The organism is Natronorubrum aibiense (assembly GCF_009392895.1).
Lineage (GTDB): Archaea > Halobacteriota > Halobacteria > Halobacteriales > Natrialbaceae > Natronorubrum > Natronorubrum aibiense.
On sequence record NZ_CP045488.1, the window covers coordinates 1,624,757 to 1,639,827 of the forward strand.

General features: G+C 63.8%; 15 protein-coding genes. 7 read left to right on the top strand and 8 right to left on the bottom strand.

What is annotated here, in order from left to right; translation table 11 throughout:
• Nucleotides 1–51: 51 nt before the first annotated feature.
• Together GCU68_RS07960 and GCU68_RS07965 are read right to left on the bottom strand one after the other, a co-directional pair.
• Nucleotides 52–1,104: a DUF4350 domain-containing protein gene (locus tag GCU68_RS07960; RefSeq protein ID WP_152940499.1), complete on the bottom strand. Its 1,053-nt coding sequence runs from the start codon at nucleotides 1,102–1,104 to the stop codon at nucleotides 52–54.
• On the bottom strand, nucleotides 1,101–2,027 hold the full coding sequence (locus tag GCU68_RS07965) for a S49 family peptidase (RefSeq protein WP_152940501.1): 927 nt from the start codon (nucleotides 2,025–2,027) through the stop codon (nucleotides 1,101–1,103). The genes GCU68_RS07960 and GCU68_RS07965 overlap by 4 nt, the downstream gene beginning before the upstream one ends.
• 105 nt (nucleotides 2,028–2,132) lie before the next feature.
• On the opposite strand from GCU68_RS07965, the gene GCU68_RS07970 reads away from it, so the two are divergent.
• Nucleotides 2,133–3,107 (top strand): hypothetical protein, encoded by a 975-nt coding sequence (locus tag GCU68_RS07970; RefSeq protein WP_152940503.1) that lies wholly within the window; start codon nucleotides 2,133–2,135, stop codon nucleotides 3,105–3,107.
• A gap of 93 nt (nucleotides 3,108–3,200) precedes the next feature.
• A complete protein-coding gene (locus GCU68_RS07975) occupies nucleotides 3,201–4,076 on the top strand; it encodes a TIGR01548 family HAD-type hydrolase (RefSeq protein WP_152943656.1) in 876 nt (291 codons plus the stop codon).
• A gap of 39 nt (nucleotides 4,077–4,115) precedes the next feature.
• Here the strand turns inward: GCU68_RS07975 and GCU68_RS07980 are convergent, their stop codons facing one another.
• A complete protein-coding gene (locus GCU68_RS07980; RefSeq protein WP_152940505.1) occupies nucleotides 4,116–4,565 on the bottom strand; it encodes a response regulator in 450 nt (149 codons plus the stop codon).
• Between the two features lie 125 nt (nucleotides 4,566–4,690).
• Here GCU68_RS07980 and GCU68_RS07985 point away from each other — a divergent pair, with 125 nt between their 5' ends.
• Entirely contained in the window at nucleotides 4,691–6,280 is a 1,590-nt protein-coding gene (locus GCU68_RS07985; protein WP_152940507.1) for an FAD-dependent oxidoreductase, read from the top strand.
• Between the two features lies 1 nt (nucleotide 6,281).
• Here GCU68_RS07985 and GCU68_RS07990 read toward each other — a convergent pair whose 3' ends face one another.
• Both GCU68_RS07990 and GCU68_RS07995 read right to left on the bottom strand, forming a co-directional pair.
• On the bottom strand, nucleotides 6,282–7,115 hold the full coding sequence (locus tag GCU68_RS07990; RefSeq protein WP_152940509.1) for a glycerophosphodiester phosphodiesterase: 834 nt from the start codon (nucleotides 7,113–7,115) through the stop codon (nucleotides 6,282–6,284).
• Nucleotides 7,116–7,161: 46 nt separating this feature from the next.
• A complete protein-coding gene (locus GCU68_RS07995) occupies nucleotides 7,162–8,205 on the bottom strand; it encodes an LLM class flavin-dependent oxidoreductase (protein WP_152940511.1) in 1,044 nt (347 codons plus the stop codon).
• 102 nt (nucleotides 8,206–8,307) lie between these two features.
• Between GCU68_RS07995 and GCU68_RS08000 the strand changes: the two genes are divergently transcribed.
• From GCU68_RS08000 to GCU68_RS08015, 4 genes are all read left to right on the top strand, one after another.
• Nucleotides 8,308–8,565 carry a hypothetical protein gene (locus GCU68_RS08000; RefSeq protein ID WP_152940513.1) on the top strand — a complete coding sequence of 86 codons (258 nt, stop codon included), beginning with the start codon at nucleotides 8,308–8,310 and terminating at the stop codon, nucleotides 8,563–8,565.
• Between the two features lie 72 nt (nucleotides 8,566–8,637).
• Nucleotides 8,638–9,306, top strand: coding sequence for an NADPH-dependent F420 reductase (npdG, locus tag GCU68_RS08005; RefSeq protein ID WP_152940515.1), 669 nt, complete (start codon nucleotides 8,638–8,640; stop codon nucleotides 9,304–9,306).
• A 334-nt stretch (nucleotides 9,307–9,640) separates the two neighbouring features.
• Complete coding sequence (locus GCU68_RS08010) at nucleotides 9,641–10,597, top strand: cobalamin-binding protein (protein WP_152940517.1); 957 nt, start codon at nucleotides 9,641–9,643, stop codon at nucleotides 10,595–10,597.
• A 135-nt stretch (nucleotides 10,598–10,732) separates the two neighbouring features.
• A complete protein-coding gene (locus tag GCU68_RS08015; RefSeq protein ID WP_152940519.1) occupies nucleotides 10,733–11,161 on the top strand; it encodes a desampylase in 429 nt (142 codons plus the stop codon).
• Nucleotides 11,162–11,174: 13 nt separating this feature from the next.
• Here GCU68_RS08015 and GCU68_RS08020 read toward each other — a convergent pair whose 3' ends face one another.
• From GCU68_RS08020 to hisS, 3 genes are all read right to left on the bottom strand, one after another.
• Nucleotides 11,175–12,806, bottom strand: a complete 1,632-nt coding sequence (locus GCU68_RS08020) for a sulfatase-like hydrolase/transferase (RefSeq protein WP_152940521.1) — start codon at nucleotides 12,804–12,806, stop codon at nucleotides 11,175–11,177.
• Between the two features lie 62 nt (nucleotides 12,807–12,868).
• On the bottom strand, nucleotides 12,869–13,678 hold the full coding sequence (locus tag GCU68_RS08025) for a 2-oxo acid dehydrogenase subunit E2 (protein WP_152940523.1): 810 nt from the start codon (nucleotides 13,676–13,678) through the stop codon (nucleotides 12,869–12,871).
• A 75-nt stretch (nucleotides 13,679–13,753) separates the two neighbouring features.
• A complete protein-coding gene (gene hisS / locus GCU68_RS08030) occupies nucleotides 13,754–15,052 on the bottom strand; it encodes a histidine--tRNA ligase (protein ID WP_152940525.1) in 1,299 nt (432 codons plus the stop codon).
• Nucleotides 15,053–15,071 lie beyond the last annotated feature (19 nt).

Consider the following 15,071-nt stretch of genomic DNA (forward strand, 5'->3'; position numbering starts at 1 on the left):
CCACTGCACACCTGATCGCACGATAGCTGTGCGATGGGTGTGTGAATTGGTTCAGTTGTTACTATCGTTGTCCGGCAGTGGTGCGTCCGGTACCGGCTCGGGTTCTATCGGCTCCGATTCCGGTGGCTGCGTCCTGGGGCTGGTTCCTGCCGGTTCGTCGACGTCCATCTCTTCTGGCTTCTCGCCGGTCACGAGGAACTCAGCGATGTTGCCGATGAGGACGTTGTTGTCGGCCCGATAGGCGTTCTCCGGGGCCAGGAAACTCGAGTCGCCGATTACCGCGAGGTCCTCGTGGTGGACACCGACGGTGTAGCTGTCGGTTTCGCGGGTGATCGAGTGTCGGGTGTCGGCACTCGTCGTCAGCGCTGGCTCGCCCTGTGCGGTCCCGAGGGCCGTCGCGCTTCGGAAAACGACTTCGTCGACGCCGTCCGTCAGCGGGTCGGTGTCGGTCGGCTCGACGTAGAGACTGAGGTAGTTGTTGTCGTTCTCGACGAGGTTGTAGAGATAGCCCGGTTCGGCGTACATACCGGCCGATGAGCCGAGGTCGATGACGCTCTCGGCGCTGCCCGGATCGGCGGCGATCACGACGCGACCGCCGGCGTCGACGAACGACTGGACCTGCTCGCGCTCGCTGGCCGACAGCTGTGTCGGCGCTGTCGTCACGAACGCATCGGCGTCGCCGAGCGTCTGCTGGAGCGGCCCGTCCTCGAGTTCGTCGGTGTAGAACTCGACGTCGTGACCGTTCGCGGCGAGCGTGGTCGCGAGTGGTCCGACGCCGCGTTCTGGACCGCCAGCGGTGCCGGTCGACACCGCTCGCTCGGCGTCTGTACCGGCCGAAAACAGCGGTGGCACTTGACCGGCTGCGGCCGCGGCGCCCGTGTGAACGACGACAGTGTTCGCAGATTCATTGCTGTCCATCGTAATCTCGCCGCCGTCGGCCGTCTCGTCGGGCAGTGCGTTCTCGGGTTCGAAGTGGGCCGTTTCGACCGTTGGCTGCTCGGTTCCTCTCTCATCGAGTGCCAGAGTCCCGAGGGAGACGACGCCGACCGTCAGCACGAACACTGCGACGAACGCGGCGAGCAACAGCCGCCCGCGGCCGCTCATTCCGTCTCACCTCCGGCTTCGACGGTCAGTGCCGCTGACTGTGTGTCGGTGCCGTCGGGGTCGGCGTCGTCGACCTCGTCGTACCACACTTCGGGGGCGACGAGCTGTGGCTGATACGGGTTGAGCGTCGTGCTCGAGCGAACGGTTTCGGCCTCGAGCCCGAGCGAAAGTCCACTGTCGGCTGTCTCGGAGCGATAGGTGACGACATCGTATGACTCCACACCGGCGGCTGTTGCGGCGTCGTGGACCGCGTCGTCGACCGTTCCAATCTCGTCTGCGATCCCGTTGGCAACTGCTTCGGTGCCGTAGTAGGTTCGTGCGTGCGAGACCTCCTCGCGCGTGAGTTCGAGGTCGTCTCCACGCTGTTCGAAGACGCTCTCGACGAACGTTCGTTTGATCAGTTCGGTGTCCGCTCGAGCGTCGTCGGGGTGTGTGGTTCCCTTGTCAGGCGCCGTTCGCTCCTCGCTCGGGCCAGTCGGGGTCGGTGCGGGACCGATGACGCCGACGCTCCCGACTCCCGATGACGACGCGACGTAGATCTCGTCGGCGGGCAACATCGCGTAGTAGCCACCGGAAGTCCCCATCTGATCGACGGCAGCGACCACCGGCATCTTCGCCGCAGTCCGTTCAACGGCCATGTACATTCGCTCGCTCGAGGCAGGTTGACCACCGGGACTGTCGACGTCGAGAACGACCGCATCGATCGACTCGTTGGTGCGAGCCTCTCTGAGTCGATCCTCGAGGTCCTGTGCCTCGTTCGAGTCGATCACGCCGCTGATCTCGATCACCGCGACGTGTGCATCTGAATCGTTCGCCTGCGCGTAGACCTGCGGTGCTGCGAGGGCACCTGCCGCGATCGCGATCAGCGCAACCGCGGCGACCTGTTGTCGACGTGTAAGTCGCTTCCACTGACGAAGTACCATGTACTGGTGGCGTTCTCATACCGCATATGTAATCTCACAAGTGAGTTTTCTGAACGAGAATGTCGTATTCTCTATTTATGTGCTATCTGACGAAATCATCATCCAATGGTCTCGAGACGGTCACTCGTTCGGAACGCGTTCGCACTCGTCGGTGGTGGTGTCCTGTCGACCGGTGTTGCAACGGCGACGGCGTCAGCCCCGGCTGTTGGGCTGTCCGACGCCGGTACAGTCGCCGACAGCGAGACGACGGTAGTTGCAGCGATCGATCCCACGGTGGTCGACTCCGCCGGCGTTCCGCCCTCGCTCGAGTCGATTCCCGCGGATGGCCGCGCTCGAGTGCCATCGGTTTCGCTCGACGATGTCGACGCCGTCCGCGGGAGTCTCGCCGCCGACGGTACCACCGTCGTCGGTGGCTGTGCCGTCGCGACCGGCTCGTTCGACAGCCGGGCGATCGAAACCGAACTGCGGAATGCCGAACGCGGGTTCGTCAGGGCCGACTCCCGACGGAACGCCGGCACAGCCGACCGGCTGGTCGCCTCGGACCGCCCGTACGCGATCGCTCTCGAGTCGTCGGCGCTTCGGGTTGGGTACGGCCGGACGCGAGCGCACGCCCTGCGACAGCTGGATGCGGTCCTCGAGGCCGATTCACGGAAGTCTCGGTCGAGCAAGCCGACAGCCAGCTACGGCTCACTCCCGTCGCTGCTCGATGGCGATGCCGTCGCGTACGCGGCGCTCGGCCCGAACACCCGGTCGGCACTCGCCAACCGCGCCGCGGGTGTCTCGGACTCGCTTGCCGCCGTCGTCGAGGCAGCCGACGCGCTCGGCTGTGCGCTCGAGGCTGGGTCGGCTCGGTCCCGACTCCGGTACGGTGTCGTCACCGGTCCCGATCGACTGTCGTGGGAGACGATCCGGACGCTCGTCGACGAGGCCACGTCTGGTGACCGCTCCCTGACGGAGCCGTCGATCTACCGCGACGGGCAGACGGTCGTCGTCGATGCCGCGGTCGAAACACCGTCGCTGTGGGTTGCTCACGAACAGGTCGCGTCTGACAGCTCTCGTCCGGCGACGTCGACCGACTGACGGTGATCGCGCCCACTTTTTCTCAGCCCGTGTCTCGACGGTTCCCGATTCGTCGCCCTTTATTCCCAGCGGTTCGTTACCCCGCGTATGACCATCCGTGCCGATGCCGTCGTTCTCGATATTGACGGTGTGCTCGTCGACGTCGCCGACTCCTACCGCCGTGCAATCGTCGAATCCGTCGATCGCGTCTACGATCGAACGATTCGCAAAGCAGATATCCAGCAGTTCAAAGACGCCGGCGGCTTCAACAACGACTGGGAGCTGACGTACGCGGCCGCACTGTACATTCTCGCGACGGGCGAGGGGTACGACGAGTCGATCGAGACCTTTACTGACGCCATCGCCGAGAACGGCGGCGGCCTCGAGGCAGCAGAAGCCGCCGTTCGGGACACACTCGGCGCGCGGGCAACGCAACGCGTGACCGATCGCTTGGATCGCGACCGGCTCCGCGACGTCTTCCAGCAGCTGTACCTCGGTGCCGAACTCTATCGTGGCCTCGAGGGCGGCGAGCCCGACATCGAGAGCCGGGGCTTCATCCACGACGAACCCGTATTGCTCGACGACGAGACGCGCGAGGCGTTGCTCGAGGCCTACGACGTCGGCGTCGTGACCGGCCGGCCGGAAGCCGAAGCCGAGATCGCCCTCGAGCGCGTCGGCCTCGAGGACTCGATTCCGGCCGACCGTCGGTTCACGATGGACGACTGGGAGGAAGGGAAGCCGCATCCGAAAGCGCTGATGACACTCGCCGAGCGGTTCGACGCCGACACCGTCGTCTTCGTCGGCGACACGTTAGACGACATTCGGACGGCCACCAACGCCGACGACGCCGATCCAGACCGCGAGTATCACGGCATTGGCGTGCTCACCGGCGGGCTCACGGGCGAGGAGGGACGACGGAAGTACGAGACCGAGAACGCCTCGGCAGTTCTCGAGTCGATCACCGAGTTGCCGGCATTGCTCGAGGAGTAACGCGACACTCGAGTGGATGAAGGTCACTCGAGCGTCCCGTTACTCGTTGTCGCGGGGAAACCGAACGAACGTCAGCCAGAACTCCTCGAACGAGCGAACGAGATCGACGAACTCGTCGGGATCGACCGGCTTCTGCAGGTAAGCGTTCGCGTGGAGGTCGTACGAGCGAGCGATATCCTCTTCGGAGTCGGAACTCGTCAGGACGATCACGGGGATCGAGCGCAGTTCGGGTTCGGATTTGAGCTCCGACAGAACGTCTTCGCCGCTGACGGTCGGGAGCTGGAAATCGAGCAGGACGATATCGGGCCGTGGGCTCTCGGCGTGGTCGGCTCGCTGGTGGACGAAATCGAGCGCCGCATCCCCGTCGGCGACGGTGTGAATGTCGCTTGCGATGCTCGCGTCCGCGAACGATTCGGTGAACAACCGCGAATCGCCGGGATTCGGCTCGACCAGCAGTATCGTCACTGTATCTTCGTCTGGGGGGACCATAGACTCGGTACGGTCGTCTCGGGGATGAATGACGTGGTCATCTGAGTTACGTTGGAACGAGACACATCGGATCCGTCCGTCCGGCCGTTTTTTGCCGCTCGTTGGTGTAGCCCGCGGCAGTTCCCATGGGCAACCGTCTCTCCGACAGCGACCTTCCCGGCGAACCGACCTCGGTCTGGCTGGCGAGCACGCTCGAGGCCGAGCACCCTGACACAGAGCGCGCCCGATCGGAGACGGCCGCAGACGGCGAGCGACTCTCCGCGGATCGAACGGTCGATGTCTGTGTCGTCGGGGCCGGAATCGCTGGGCTCTCGACGGCGGTCGAACTACGCGACCGGGGCCAGTCGGTCGCCGTCCTCGAGCGCGACCGCGTGGCGACGGGTGTCACCGGCAAGTCGACGGCGAAACTGACGAGCCAGCACGGGCGGATCTACGACCACCTGCGCCGGGAGTTCGGTCGCCGGCAGGCGACCCAGTACGCGCAGGTACAAGAGGACGCGATCGACACTGTCGAGCAGCGAATCGACGAGTTAGGGATCGAGTGTGGGTTCGAACGCCAGCCGTCGTATCTTTACAGCACCGAACCGGACGAGATCCGGCGCGAAACAGACGCTGCACAGGCTGCAGGACTCGAAGCGACCTACGTGACCTCGGTGCCGCCGTTCGAGCGTGCACAAGCAGCCGTCCGATTCAACGAGCAGGCATGGTTTCACCCACGGAAGTACCTCCTCGGGATTGCCGACGAACTCCGGAACGACGACGATGCGGTCGTCTACGAACACACTCGCGTGACGGACGTCAACCCGGGTCAGCCGTGTCGCGTCCACACGCGCGAGGCGACGGTGACGGCCGAGCGCGTCGTCCTCGCGACCGGATTCCCGATCCTTGACCGGGCGGGCTACTTCGCCCGCATGCATCCCAAACGCTCCTACGTACTCGGGATACGCCTCGACGGCGATCCACCCGAGGGGATGTACTACCGATCGGGCGACAACTACCGCTCGGTCCGAACCCATCGCGATTCCGACGGCACGCTGTTACTCGTCGGCGGTGAGAATCACAAGACGGGACAGGGCGGGTCGACCGCCGACCGCTATCGGCGACTCGAGCGCTGGGCGCGCGATCGGTTTCCGGTCGCGTCGATCGACTACCGGTGGTCGACACAGGACTACAAACCGGTCGACAAGGTCCCCTTCGTCGGCCGCGTCGGTGCCGGTGCGGAGAACGTCTTCGTCGCGACCGGCTTTCGCGGCTGGGGGATGACCAACGGCGTCGCCGCTGGTCGCTTGCTGGCTGCCCTCATCGTCGGTGAACGCCCGCCGGAACGCGATCTGTTCTCCCCGCTTCGCTTCACGCCGAAGTCTTCGCTCAGTAGCACGCTCACCGAGAACGCGGACGCTGCGAGCCAGTTCGCAACCGACTGGGCCCGCACTCTCCTGACACCCGACCTCGAGGACTTAGCGCCCGGTGAGGGGCGAGTCGTCCGCCGCGGCGGGAAACCGATCGCCTGCGCCCGCGACGACGACGGGACGCTGCATACGTCCTCCGCGGTCTGTCCCCACATGTACTGTCTCGTCCAGTGGAACGACGCCGAGCACAGTTGGGACTGTCCCTGCCACGGCTCGCGCTTCGGACTCGACGGGGAGGTGCTCGAGGGGCCGGCGACCGACGACTTGCCAACCCGTCGGCCTGCGTCCGATCGGGGTAGAGAGTGAGTCAGTGCTCACTCGAGTCCACAGCCAGCCCCGGATAGTCGGCGATGATCCCGTCGACACCCGCGGCTGCCAACTGGTCGAACTGGTGCCAGTTCGTCACTGTCCAGACGTTGACCGTTCGGCCCTCGGCGTGGGCCACCTCAAGGATGTCGATCTCGGGTTCACCGCCCGTAAACCCAGCATACGACGTCTCCGCTAATCCCGTTCCGGCGACCGTGTTTCTCGGCGGGTGAATCGCCTCGCAGTCGTAGCGACGGGCAATCTCGGGCCCTGCCTCGAGGTCATCCCAGACGAGCGTTGCGGCGGCGTAGTCGGGTGCAAGCTCTCGGATGGTTGCGAGCGCACCCTCGTAGAACGACGAGAAGAGGAGTTCGCCGTCGAAGCACTCGCAGGCGTCAACGACGCGCTCGACGAACGGCGTCCAGACCTTGCGGCGCTCGGCTCGCTCGTCGGCACTGAGCGCGTCGGCGAATCGTAGCTCGGTTGTGCCCGGGTTCTTCAACTCGACGTTGACGCCGACGGACTCGGGAATCGCCGCGAGGAACTCGGTGAGCGTCGGTACCGTCTCGTCGGTCCCGAGGACGTGTGCCGCCCGGAGGTCCTCGAGACCAGTCTCCCAGACGAGCCCCGACGCGTCGGTGAGCGGGCGGCCATCGCGGCTGCCCTCCAGTCGGTCGTCGTGGATTACGACCGGCGTGCCACAGGCCGCCGGCTGGACGTCGATCTCGAGCATCGTCGTCTCGTCGTCCTCGGCGGCGCGGATGGCCGCTTCAACGGTGTTTTCAGGGGCAACGCCGGCGTAGCCACGGTGGGCGATCACGGCAGGACTGGCCATGACCGGACAATGGGCGCTGAGATAATGTAACGGTCGCTGTCTGCTCTCAGCGCGGCGAGAGCCCGACGGCGTCGGCGAGCAACTCGTGTGAGCGAAGCGTGTCCTCAGGGGTGGCGATCTGGTTCTGCACGATCACCTCATCGACCTCGATGGCGAGCTGTGACGTGAACTCGGCGAGCAGCTCCTGGACCGTCTCTGGACTCCCCGAAATCGCTCGGGGCCACTCGCCGGGTTCGATCGGGAGTCGCGTCGGTTCGGGGACGCTGCCGAGGAATTCGATGGCCTCTTCGACGGAATGGATCGGTAACTGATCGACCCGACCGCTCCGGAGCAATCTCGAGGAAGCCTCGGTGGTCGCGCGGAGCCTGGCCGCCTCCTCGTCAGTCTCCGCGCAGGTGACATTCACCGACAACATGCCTGTGGGGTCGTCCGGCCCGGCGTCATAGGGCGAGGGCTCGAAGTGTTCGCGGTAGACCTCGAACGCCTTGACCGCTGGCTCCGGGCGAATGAACGCGGCGAAACAGTACGGCAGGCCCAGTTTACCGGCGATTTTTGCGCTCTGGGGGCTCGAGCCCAGCATCCAGATTTCCGGGACCGAGTCGGCCGATCGGGCCAGTTCGAGATCGCTGAACGGGTGATCGTCGTCGAACCCGTCATGGAAGTACTTCGCGACCTCGTCAACCTTCTCAGAGTGATCACTGCCGCTTCGCCGACGCTGACTGCGGTCGTCCTGCAGGGCGAGGTCGCTCGTCGGATTACCCGTCGCCCGACCGAGACCGAGGTCGATGCGGCCGGGCTCGAGGGCGTCGAGAACGCCGAACGTCTCCGCGACCTTGTAGGGGCTGTAGTGGTTGAGGAGCACGGTGCCGGAGCCGACGCGGATATCGTCGGTCTTCGCGGCCACGTAAGGAATCAGCGCCTCGGGGGTCGTGCTCGCAACCGAGTCCGTGAAGTCGTGATGCTCGGCCACCCAAAACCGCGAGTAGCCGAGCCGTTCGGCTTGCTGGGCGCGCTCGACTGTGTGTTCGAACGCCTCTGTCGCGCTGCCGCCCTCCGGAATCGGTGCGAGATCGACGATCGAGAGTTCCATACCGGATGGTGAGACCATAGTCAGAAGTGTGTACGCATTTGGTGACCCGACCCGACACCTGACGGGCCAGCAGTAACCCCACTCGCGTCCGAAGCCAGTTTCATGACCGACACCACAGTTGAAGACATCGAACACACCCTCGACCGCGCGACGGATCTCGAGGCCGACGCCGCTGTCGACGAGTTACGGACGGCCAAACGCGAACTCGAGGCTCTCGAGACCGATCCGTCCGTCGACGACGATCGCCGGAAAGCGCTCGAAAACCGCCTCGAGCAACGGATTCGTGAAGTGAAAAATCGCGACGCCTACGATAGCGAGCTCGGGGCGGCAATGAATCCGAAGGACGAAGACGCGCCGTAAACTTCCACGAAAACCCGGCGAGATCGGCCGACCTCCCACCCTTTTATTCGGATGCCGTCCCGAGAGTCGCGTATGCGAATCGCACTACTCGGTGGAACCGGAGATATCGGGCAGGGACTGGCCCTGCGCTTTGCGCGCGATACGGACCACGAAGTACTGATCGGCTCGCGTGACCCTGAAAAAGCCCGCGAGGCGGTCGATAGCTACGACGCGGAACTCGAGGACCGCGGCGTCGATTCGAACATCAAGGGCTTTATCAACGAGATGGCGGCCGACCGGGCCGACATCGTCGTCCTCAGCGTGCCGCCGTATCACGTCGCCGACACCGTCGAATCGGTCGAAGACACTCTCGACGAGGACACGATCCTGGTCACCCCCGCAGTCGGAATGAAAGGCGACGAGGACGGCCTCCACTACCACCCGCCGGGAACCGGCAGCGTCACCGAACTCGTCGCCGAGCGAGCGCCCGACGAGGTGCCCGTCGTCGGCGCGTTCCACAATCTCGCGGCCGACGCGCTCTCGGATCTCAACACCAACCTCGACCTCGACACCCTGCTTGTCGCGAACGACGACGACGCGAAGGAGACCGTCCGCAACCTCGCAAACGAGATCGACGGGCTGCGCGCTCTCGACGTCGGCCCGCTCGCGAACGCCGCCGAGGTCGAAAGCGTCACCCCGCTGGTCATCAACATCGCGAAGTACAACGCCGATCTCCACGACATCGGCGTCAAATTCCAGTAGCCGCGTTTCGGCGTTTTCCCGTCTCTGATGCACCTCACGCGCGGTGGCGTATGCTGTCGAACGCGCTCGAGCGCCGCGAAGGTGCGTCGACGATACTGTGCGAGAAATGCGTGACCAACCGACGGGAGTGAACGAATCAGCTGGGGTGGCTGTGGAAATCTGTGGTGCCAGCGCAGTTCGATTGAATCTGTCACTGGAGTTGTTGATCGCATTCTTCACTCGAGTCTCTCTCAGCAGTGTTCACCCACTGATAGCGATCCAAGAGTGCCATCAAGTCAGCACGTTTGCGTCCCCAACACCGCCGTTTTTGCCTGTCCACTCCCTACGATCGCCTATGCGAATCGTTACGACACTTCCCTCGGCGACCGAAACCGTCGCCGCTCTTGATCTCAACCCGGCCGCTGTCTCCCACGAGTGTGATTACCCACCCAGCGTCGAGTCGCTGCCGTCGGTCACCTCCTCCAGAATCGATACCAGTGGTTCGAGTGCCGAAATCGACAGTCAAGTGCTCGATACTGCCGACGACGGAGGTGTCTACGAGATCGATACTGAACTGCTCGAGGACATCGAACCCGACCTGATCGTCACGCAGGGAATGTGTGACGTCTGTGCAGTCGACGAGACGGTCGTCACCGAAGCCGTCGCGGACCTCGAGGCCGCTCCCGAGATCCTGACGACCGACCCCCACCGCGTTTCCGACGTTCTCGACGATCTCGAGCGGGTCGGTCGCGCGACGGATCTCGAGGAACGCGCCCGCGAGGTTCGGGCCGCCCTCGAGTCCCGAATCGACGTGATCCGAGAACGAACGGCCGATCTCGAGGCTGAAGACCGGCCACGGGTCGCTATCTTCGACTGGACCGATCCCGCGATGATCGCTGGCCACTGGACAGCCGAACTCGCCGAGTGGGCCGGCGGCACGTACGGCCTAGCCGACGCCGGCGAGCGCTCGCGGCCCCGCGAGTGGGACGAGATCCGCGAATACGACCCCGAACTCGTGATCGTCGCCCCCTGTGGCTTCGGCCTCGAGCAGATCGCTGCCAACGCGGCGGATCTCACGCAGCGCGAGGACTGGGACAAGCTTACTGCAGTCCAGAACGGTCGCGTCTGGGCGATGGACGGCGACCACTACCTCAATCGGCCCGGCCCGCGACTAGTCGACACCCTCGAGGCGCTGGCACCGATCGTCCAGCCCGATCTGTTCGACGAGGGGACGCCGCCGGAACCGCTTTCTGGGATCGCGGTTCCGTTCGAGACGCTTTCCGCGCGACTCGAGACGGACGCCAACCAGTAGCTGATAACTATAAAATAGATAAATGGTTTGGCACGAAATAATCAGTTTATATACATAGTTACCGAACCATCCAATTCAGTTCCAAGCGGTATTCTGAATAGCGAACCCGTGCTACTATCTACAGTTCCCCATCTGATGACGCTTGACTCTGAACTCGTCGTCCCGACCGCGATCCGTGACGCGATCCTTGAGCGGGCTCACAACGGCCGCCCCGAGGAAATCTGTGGGGTCTTCGGCGGCGAGTACGACCCCGACGGGCGAAGTCGCGTTCGCTCGCAGTACCCAGCCGAGAACGTCGCCGAGACGCCACGAACGCGCTACCGGATCGATCCGGAGACCCAACTCGAAATCTTCGAGCGCCTCGAGGACCGCGGCGAGGAAATCGTCGGCTTCTATCACTCCCACCCCAGCGGGCCGCCGCGGCCGAGCGAGACCGATGTCGCGCAGGCGACCTGGCCCGACCGCTCGTATCTGATCGTCTCCCTCGAGCCACGCGAGGTCGGCTCGTGGCGCTGGCGGGCCGACGACGACCGGTTCGAACGCGAGGCGATCGTGCTCGAGTGACGAACGATGCGGCTCAGTCCTCGTTCGCGGCTCGGAGCACGTCCGGGACCCACTTCCGGTTCGGATCCTTTGTTCGGTTCATCCAGTGGATCAGACGACGTCGCATGTCCTGGCGCGTCTCGACGTACTCGGAGTCGTCGATCAGGTTTGTTAGCTCGGAAGGATCTGCCTCGAGATCGTACAGTTCGTCGATATCCGGCCCGTTGTAGATGTACTTGTACCGGTCAGTGCGGACCATTCGCTGGGTGTAGAGGCCGAACTCGTCGCCGTGGTACTGGGCGAAGATCGAACTGGGCCAGAAGTTTGATTTGCCGACGTTGCCGTTAGTTATGTTTATGTCCTTTGGAGACTTCCTCTTGCGCTTGAGAAACGGCACGAGACTCCGCGAAGTAAATTTCCCGTACTCTTGGGCTTCGAATTTTTCAGGAATCTCATCGATCTCCGCCATCTCGAGAAACGTCGCCGTGAGGTCGTGCAGATGGACGGGTTTATCGATGGTCCGTTCTTCCTGCTCTGTTTCTACACATGTTCCCGAATTGGTTTCTCCTTCTTTGTCCATATACTTCGGCCAGTACACCTGCAGCGGGATTCGATAGGTATCGTCGTACATCAGCGGCCCCTTGTTGAACTGCCGGTGGCCGCCGGCGAAGTCGCCGTGATCCGACGCGTGAACGACGATCGTCTCGTGGAGACCGTGTTCCTCGAGCGCCTTGCGGATTCGTCCCAACTGATCATCGATAAGGGTGACAAAAGCTCGATACTTCGCGATGGCCTCCGCCCAGAGGTCCCAGTCGAACTCGGCGACGCCACGGTAAAAGAGGTAGCTCTTCTGGACGCTCGGCTTGTTTTCGTAGGATTCGTTGTAGTTTTTGAGTCGTTTGATATTATTGGGATCATACATCGAAGCATACGGGTCGGGGTCGGGTCGACAGACTTCGTCCGGGTCAGGTGCATCGTCGGGAACGACGTAGGGATGGTGTGGACCGTAGAAGTCGGTCCGGTGGAAAAACGGTTTGTCTCGCTGCCCGGTTGCATACTCCTCGATCGCCTCGATGGTTCGCTCGGCGATGAACCAGGCGCGGGTGTCTTCGACGTCAATCGGCGCTTTCGCCGCGACGAGCGTCCCTTGGCTGTCGTCACGCGGGTCGCCGTGGGTGTAGATCTCTTCCTCGAGGTCGACGTCCTCGACTGGAACGCCGCGTTTCCGCCGGTACTCGCGAAACGCCTCGTCGATGTCGTCGTGATGACGGTCGCTGCCGCCGAGATACGAGAACCCGAAGTCCTCCGGCGTCTGGTCGTTGCCGACGTGCCACTTGCCGATGTAGCTCAACATGTAGCCGTTCTCGGCCAGGATCTCCGAAAAAGTTGGAATGCCATCCGGCAGGTTCGGCTGAATCGAGTCGGCTTCGTGGCTGTTGTTCAACATCCCGTGGCTGTGCGGATACCGTCCGGTCAGCAACGATGCGCGGGCGCTCGTACAGATGCTGATCGGCGTAAACGCGTGTGTAAAGCGCACTCCGTCCTCCGAGAGCGTATCCATCGCTTTCGTCTCAACTGGTGGGCCATCCGGCGCGGTACAGTCGTATCGCTCCTGATCCGTGAGCACGAACAGGATGTTCGGTCTCTGAGTATCGGCGTCAGCCATCGACCGTCGTACACCGACGCCGTAGTTAATGCTGGGGCCTGCTGTGGATTCGACGCGACCGATCAGTCAGTTCCTGCTGCCGACGACTCGAGTGCTGCCTCGACTCCCTGCCGGTCCTCGACGAGTTCTTTCAGCCGCTGGACGAACCGCGCGGCCGGAGCACCGTCGACGACGTCGTGGTCGAACGTCACCGTGAGATCGAGGTACTCGCGGGGTTCGACAGTCCCGTCGACGATGCCTGGCTTCCGTTCGATGCCACCGACTGTCAGCTGTAGCGAGTAGTTCGTCGGACTGATCCCCCAGCCACCGCCCGTGCCGAACATCCCGACGGACGTTACGGCGACGGTTCCTGCAATCCGTTTCCAGCGCCGAGGAAAGAACTGGGGCAGCCGCCAGAACAGCCGTCGAACGGGGCCAGGGAGTCGAAGACCCAGAGACGCCAACTTGGACTGTCGCCCCTCGTCGGGATCGCGCTGGGCGGTGCGAATCTCGTCGTGAATCGATCGTAACGACCGCCGATTTGCTGCCCTGATCACGTGTGGGACGCCGGTTTGTACGCCGTCGACCTGCGTTTCGACGATGACCATCACGTCGACGTCGTCGAACCGAACGATTCGTCCCCGCCAGTCGCGGTACGACTGGAGCGTGGGGTGGTCCTCGAGGGCTTGCGACAGACAATAAACCAGAAACGCCGTGAACGAAAGCTGCTCTCCGCGTTCGGTTTCCCCGGTCCGGATGCGCTGCCGCACCTCGGTAACGTCGAACTCGACGAGTCCGTGGACGACGCTCCGTCTGCCGGCCGCTCGCATGTAGTCAACGGTCCCGCGGCGCTGGATCGGGAACGACTCGACTGGCTCTCCTCGGTCGGTCATGGGCGAGATAGCCCGACGAAGGGCAAACGTCTTTGCCCGCAATGGATCGCTCGAGGCCGGTCGAAACGAGAATCTCTACTCGAGGTCGTCGAACGTCGGTCGCTCGAGGTCGCCGGGGAACGAGTCGACCGGAACCTGCGTCTGGTCGCCGGATTCCATGTCCTTGATCGTCACCTCGTCGTTCTCTAGGTCCTGCTCGCCGACGATGACGACCGTCTCGGCGTTGATCGAGTCGGCGTAGTTGAGTTGCGCGCCAAAGGAGCGGCCGGCGACGTCGGTTTCGACGACGTGGCCACGGTCGCGGAGATCGCGAACGATCCGGGCCGCTTCGGACCGCGTGTCGCCGATCTGGAGGACGTAGTAGTCGGTCGTCACTTCCTCCTCGGGCCAGACGCCCGCGCGCTGCATCAGGAGGGGCAGGGTCGCGTGGCCCGGGGCGACGCCGACCGCGGGCGTCGGCTGGCCGCCGAAGCCTTCGATGAGGTCGTCGTAGCGGCCGCCGCCGAAGATCGACCGCGAGACCTCACCCGCGGAGTCGAAACACTCGAAGACGACGCCGGTGTAGTAATCGAGTCCGCGCGCGGTCTCGAGCGAGATCGTACAGTACTCGCGTGCGCCGAAATCGTCGGCGGCCGCGAGGACGTTCTGGAGGTTCTCGACGGCTGCCGTGACGCGCTCGGTGTCGGCGAATGCCTTGACTTCCTCGAGGTCGCCGCCGGCGATGAGATCGGCGAACTCGACGGCTTGATCTGCCGTCAGGCCGGCACCGATCAGCAGGTCGTGGTACTCGACCTGTGAGATCTTGTCGGACTTGTCGACGGCCCGAATCGCCGCTTCGGTGTCGACGTCGGCCTCGTAGCTCTCGAGGACGCCCTCCAGAATGTCTCGGTGGGAGATGCGGAACTCGAAGTGCTCGCCGGTCAGTCCCAGCCCGGTCAGTGCGTCGGCGGCCCAGGCGAGGATTTCGGCGTCGGCTTCGGGCTCGCTCGAGCCGAAGATGTCGACGTTGGTCTGGTAGAACTCCCGCTGGCGGCCCTGCTGGACCTGCTCGTAGCGCCAGAACGGCCGCGTCGAGAACCACTTGATCGGCTTCGAGAGCGCCTGTTGTTTGGCGACGACCATCCGCGCGACCGTTGGCGTCAGTTCCGGCGTGAGCGTGACGTGTCGTCCGCCCTGATCTTCGAAGGAGTAGAGTTCGTCGACGATGTCGTCACCGCTCTTGTCGGTCCACATCTCTGCCCGCTCGAGTGCGGGGGTACCGATCTCGCGGAAGCCGTAGCTGCGGGCTGTGTCCTCTAAGGTGTCGATGGTCGCCCGTCTGGCGGCCATCTCTCCGGGATAGAAGTCACGAAAACCCTTGATGCCGTCGTACATGACCCAGTATTGGTGGACG